Below are 5,397 nucleotides of genomic sequence, written 5' to 3' on the forward strand. Positions count from 1 at the left end.
GGCGCACGCGGGTTTCCGCAGAACCCAAAACGTGCGCCCTCCCGTATGGGCTCGGGTTTCGGGTGCGGTGGTTCGTGGTGGTCTTGAACCGCCGCGGGTCACGGGATCGTTTCCAGCACGCGGCCACCCTGCGAGGGCGTTCCCCCCTCGCGCTCCCCCCGGATATTTGTTCTCCGGTGATGCCGAACATGCTAAGGCTGGTTGGCGGTACAGGGTGGGAACCCGATGGCCGCCGATGGTGATGAACGGCTCGTCTCGCTTCCCATAAGCAAGGCGGGCCGTTTTTTTACCCTTGTCGGTGGGGAGTCTCACTGTTACGGTTTCTGTGACACTGGATGAAACGATTGGAAACCGGGAGGGGTAACGCTGTGAAACTGTCCTTGAGCCAAGCTGCCCGAGAGTCGGGAACCAGCAAACCCACGCTCTCAAGATGGATCGCAAAAGGCAAGGTTTCCGCCGAACGACAGCAAGACGGCAGCTACCTGATTGACCCCTCCGAATTGGACCGCATCAAGGACATGATGAAAAACGGTAACGGGTCCGGTAACCCCAATATGAAACAATCGGAAACCCAACAGGAAACCAGTGCGTTACGGCGTGAAGTTGAATTGTTACGCGAACGACTGGACGACAAGGACGGGGTGATTAACGATCTACGCCGCCGCTTGGACGACGAAACCGAGGAACGGCGCGCGGCACAAACCAAACTCACGGCCTTGCTCACGGATCAACGCGCCACAGCCCCACAGAAGGCCACTGAGGGGCGTTTAGCTCGGGCATGGTCAATTCTGAGGGGGAAAGCCTGAAAACGTCTCCACGGGCTTCCTAGGGGCAAAAACTGGCTAGTTTTCTCCACTCGGCGCTAGTTGAAACCCTCCGGCCACTGCCGGGAACCATGCAGGACGGCCAGAACGTCAATCCATTCGCCCTGAATCCGATAAGCCACGAGATAGGGCGTATCGGTGATAACCAGCTCCCGCGTGCCTTCGACACGCCCGGTCCTGCCGCTGCGCGGATGCTCCACCAGCTTCCCGGTGCGCTCGCGGATAGTTTCGACCACCCGGAAGGCGGCGCGGGGGTTGTCCTGCGCGATGTAATCCTGAATGCGGATCAGATCGTCACGGGCGGGCCGGGTCCATCGGACTTTCATTCCGCCATGTCCCCCGGTTCAGGGCGATAGCGGCTAAAAACCTGCTCCATCTCGGCGTCTGTGGCGAACTCGCCCCGGTCAGCGGCGGCTAGTCCAGCCTTGATCTTCTCCACCTGCCAAGCGTGCGCCTCAAGGAAATCCTCGATGGCCTGTCCCACGAGGTAATTGCGGGAGCGGTCGAGCTGCCGGGCTAGTTGGTCGATTTGCTGTTGCTTCTCCGGGTCGATGCGAACGGTAAAAATGCCTTCGGCCATGGGAAACCCTCCAATGATTCTTTTGTAATCATTTGTAATCGTAGCACGTATCTAGTTAAAGCCAAAAACATTTCTTTTTCCTACCGCCCAAACCGGATAGCGGGTCTTGCCTCTGAACGGTCAGGACCTCCCCCCGAATGCCTTTCGGGATGCTTGAGCCTCTGCCAAGGCTTCGGGTTGACCTCGAACCGTTCAGCCTCCACCCCTTTGCTAAACCGTCTTTTGGGTTTTCGCGGAGCAACTTTTCGCGATTGGCGACTTTTCCACCAACCGCGTTTCCCAACTACAGGGTTTTTTATAAATACAGGGTACTACAGGGAGGACCGGAAAATCGGCGAAAAACACGTTTAAAAAACAAAAAAATTGCGCGAATTTTTCCGCGCCAAGGCGCTACCGTTTATGCGTAAAAGCGCTACCGTTTATGCGTAAACCAGCCCCTAAAGCGCTACCGTTTATGCGTGGATAACTTTCGAAAACAGCTCTCCATTGTGGATAAATTCAGCCTATGCTCTAAAAAGTGACACAAGGAACATGCCATGGCGGACGATCTCGACAAATTCATCCGAGAAGCACTAGCGATAGAGGCGGAAGAGGCAAAACAGGCCGGGGCTATTGGCTTCATGGCTCGCGCCCTGACGCAAGCCACCATGCCACACCGGAAGAGTTCTGCCCCTATTTTCAAGCGGCAGAATGGGGCTTTCAGTCTAGCGATGCTCGCTCATCCGGATGTAGGGTTGCCTTATGGATCGATCCCCCGGCTGCTCGTATCGTGGGTAACAACGGAAGCGGTCCGCACGAAATCCCCAGCACTGGAACTTGGACCGTCCCTATCCGCATTCATGACAAAACTGGGCCTCGTACCTACAGGGGGCCGATGGGGGAGTATTACACGGCTAAAAGATCAGTTAGAGCGATTGTTTTCTTGCATGGTGTCATGTCGCTACCACAATGAAGCGGATGGAATAAGCAGTGGGGCCGGGTTTGCTATCGCAAAAGAATATAAGCTTTGGTGGGATCCAAAATCGCCTGCTCAACTCCCGCTCTGGAAATCCACGGTCACACTTAGCACAGATTTCTTTGAGGAAATTGTTGAGAGACCTGTTCCGGTAGATATGCGAGCGCTTAAGCTTCTCAAACGCTCTCCTTTAGCTTTAGATATTTATTGCTGGCTGACCTATCGTATGTCGTATCTGCGTAAGCCTACAGAAATACCATGGCCTGCCTTGCAAGCACAATTTGGCGCAGATTATGCGAAAGATGCTCACGGCCTTAGAAATTTCAAGATGAAGTTTTTTCACCACCTTCGGGACGTCCATATTGTTTATCCGGAAGCTAATGTTGAGGATGGGGAACGGGGTTTGCTGCTCAAGCCCAGCAAGCCGCATGTGACGCAACTACCGCCCGCGTTTCCTCGGCTCAAGAACCCACCTGCATCAGAACCGCTGTTGCTCCCGCTGCCTATCCATGAAGGGAATGCCGGACCACATTTGCGAACAGCTACCTATGCACGAGCGAAACAGGCCGCACCGGGATGGGATGTCTACGAACTAGAAAGGCAATGGCGTGAGTGGATCGAAAAAGAAGGGAGTGCCACAAAAAATCAGATGCGGCGTTTTATCGCTTTTTTGCCGAAAAAAAAGCTCTTCGTGGAAATCACCAAGCATGAATAAGGACTTGCTCGACACAGTAAGTTCTATCGCTACACTCATAACACCAATACTTTTGGTACTTTTGGGTGGTATAGGTTGGCTCATTCAACACAAGCTAGAATCTGCTAAAACAAAGCGGGAAGCTCAACTCAATAGGATTCATGAGCTTGAAGAAAAGCTCCGTGAAGACCGAATCGCTATATACAATGCCTTACTTGAACCGTTCTTTATTCTTTTCACAAGTGATGCTGCATTTAAAACTTGATAAAAAAATATCAGGGAAAAAGACAAAAAATAACCTCGCCACATCAAAAAATGTTGACTGTTGAATACAGACAAAATTGGTTTCAAGCTATCACTCATAGCAAATGACGAAGTTGTGCGCGCGTATAATTGCCTTATGCAATTTTTTCTATCATACAGATTCAGATTCTAGGCCGATCGAAGAGCAAACATCTCATTGGATAGCGCTTATGGGCACTTTATTCTTAGAGATTCGCAAGAGCATGGGGAATGATTCGACGCAACTAGATCGTTGGGAAATGATTGAATGGTTTTTATCAGATGCAGCAAAGATGAAAGCTATGCATGAAAAAAACCATTTGAGAACGCTAAAGCAATAGCGCCTAGTTTAGATGTGTACCAATAGATGAAGGTATATCCCCTGTGATTGAAAGAATTATCAGGACTTACGCATAAATATTTGCTACCACCAAAGCGATTAGCTGTAACACACCGGAGACAATAAGAAAAATAAACCCTGTGATTAAAAGTCCATTTTTCTGAGCCTTATCGACATGCTTTGTTGAATTGGCAAAATTGTGAATATCACCCTTGTAGTTTGGCATTAGCTGTTGAATATTTTGTTCATGGCACTTTGCTACAAGACTAAGTGCTGACAAAATTCCTGTAACGCGATAAGCAAGAATTGCAGAACCAATAATACTGCTTATTGATGCAAGTATTTTTTATAGTCTCAACGCTGTTTTATTTCTGCAAGTATTTTTTATAGTTTCAATCATCGTATTTCCTCTGTTATTAGCCTATATTCTAGATCAAAATTTTTTGGTTTAAGTTCTACACTTCTATTTAGTATTATCGTAATTTCAATTGCAATTCATTTAGAGAAAAAAGCCGAACAATCCCACATAAAATAAAATGGTGCGGCCTTCGTGGCCTCTTACCGGAAGCGATTTCAAACGCAAGGCCGACCGTAGAGGCTGGGGCAGACACGCCCGGCCCGTCCGTTTCCCCCTCCCGCCTTTCCTCCTGCCGCTGCGGGCCTCTGTGGCGCTGTGGAAGCGCCTCGATGCCTCGGGCCGCATGAGACAGCCGTGTGACCCGCTGCGCGCTTCCTTGGGCCTCTAGCGCGGCATTAACGGCCAGCTCCCACAACAGCCGGATGTTCCGGCATGCCCCTTTCTCCGACAGCAGCGCCACCCGCTTGCCGGTTTCCGGGTCGCGGTCACGGATGACGATATGGGCGTGCGGATTGTGCGCGTCCCGCCCGCTCTGGTGGATCGCCGCGAACCATGCCGCCCGCCCTTGCGTCACTCGCTCGGCAAACGCCGTGACCAGCCCGCGCCGTTGCAGGGGGTCCAGCTCGCGCGGCAAGGCTGCCGTGATCTTGTCGATCACGCGGGCATTCTGGCGGTCCCGCCGTTCCTCCCGATCCAGCCATCGCCGCGCGGCGTTGCGCTCGGTCGGCATCCGTCCGGCCAGCAGGTCGGCGCGGGCCTCGGGGCGGGTGATGTAGCGCAGATGCGCGCCCGCCGTCCGGGGCGCGTGGGTGGTCCTGCCAACACTGCGCAAATGCAAGCTGTAAATCGCCACGTTTCCAGTCTGCCCGCGCGGTCGCGGCAGACACAGAGTGGGCAAACATTTGTCCACAGAAAACCGGCACTTGCCGGGGGATGCAACGGGGGCCATGCCCCCTTGCCAAGGGGGTTTTTGTAAACAAAAACACATCTTGCTATCCGCTCCCAACACCGGGTTTTCCGGCCCGCGCGCACATCGCGCAGCGATGTATAAGTGCGCACTTCCCTGCTTTGGCTGACGCCTTCGCCGGGCTGGGTTTTGGATCACCACGCCCGCCGTTTGGCGCACGCGGGTTTCGCAGAAACCCAAAAGTGCGCCCTCCCATGGCTCGGGTTTCGGGTGCGGTGGTTCGTGGTGGTCTTGAACCGCCGCGGGTCACGGGATCGTTTCCAGCACGCGGCCACCCTGCGAGGGCGTTCCCCCCTCGCGCTCCCCCCCGGATATTTGTTCTCCGGTGATGCCGAACATGCTAAGGCTGGTTGGCGGTACAGGGTGGGAACCCGATGGCCGCCCGATGGTGATGAAC

At 53.3% G+C, this 5,397-nt stretch carries 6 protein-coding genes; 3 read left to right on the forward strand and 3 right to left on the reverse strand.

Annotated elements, in window-relative coordinates; genetic code table 11:
• Window positions 1-335 precede the first annotated feature (335 nt).
• The gene (locus E4P82_RS20925; protein WP_169250686.1) at window positions 336-806 is read left to right on the forward strand and encodes a MerR family transcriptional regulator; all 471 of its coding nucleotides are present in this window, start codon (window positions 336-338) and stop codon (window positions 804-806) included.
• A gap of 56 nt (window positions 807-862) precedes the next feature.
• Here E4P82_RS20925 and E4P82_RS20930 read toward each other — a convergent pair whose 3' ends face one another.
• Both E4P82_RS20930 and E4P82_RS20935 read right to left on the reverse strand, forming a co-directional pair.
• The gene (locus E4P82_RS20930; RefSeq protein WP_169250687.1) at window positions 863-1,150 is read right to left on the reverse strand and encodes a type II toxin-antitoxin system RelE/ParE family toxin; all 288 of its coding nucleotides are present in this window, start codon (window positions 1,148-1,150) and stop codon (window positions 863-865) included.
• Window positions 1,147-1,404 (reverse strand): CopG family ribbon-helix-helix protein, encoded by a 258-nt coding sequence (locus E4P82_RS20935; protein ID WP_169250688.1) that lies wholly within the window; start codon window positions 1,402-1,404, stop codon window positions 1,147-1,149. The genes E4P82_RS20930 and E4P82_RS20935 overlap by 4 nt, the downstream gene beginning before the upstream one ends.
• A 536-nt stretch (window positions 1,405-1,940) precedes the next feature.
• Between E4P82_RS20935 and E4P82_RS20940 the strand changes: the two genes are divergently transcribed.
• Both E4P82_RS20940 and E4P82_RS20945 read left to right on the forward strand, forming a co-directional pair.
• Entirely contained in the window at window positions 1,941-3,074 is a 1,134-nt protein-coding gene (locus E4P82_RS20940) for a replication protein RepA (RefSeq protein ID WP_169250689.1), read from the forward strand.
• Window positions 3,067-3,318, forward strand: a complete 252-nt coding sequence (locus E4P82_RS20945; RefSeq protein ID WP_169250690.1) for a hypothetical protein — start codon at window positions 3,067-3,069, stop codon at window positions 3,316-3,318. Before E4P82_RS20940 ends, E4P82_RS20945 begins: the two co-directional genes overlap by 8 nt.
• 830 nt (window positions 3,319-4,148) lie before the next feature.
• Here the strand turns inward: E4P82_RS20945 and E4P82_RS20950 are convergent.
• Window positions 4,149-4,931, reverse strand: coding sequence for a MobA/MobL family protein (locus E4P82_RS20950; protein ID WP_211203243.1), 783 nt, complete (start codon window positions 4,929-4,931; stop codon window positions 4,149-4,151).
• Window positions 4,932-5,397: the final 466 nt, after the last annotated feature.

This window comes from Candidatus Competibacter phosphatis (genome assembly GCF_012939995.1).
GTDB classification, from domain to species: Bacteria; Pseudomonadota; Gammaproteobacteria; order Competibacterales; family Competibacteraceae; genus Competibacter; species Competibacter phosphatis.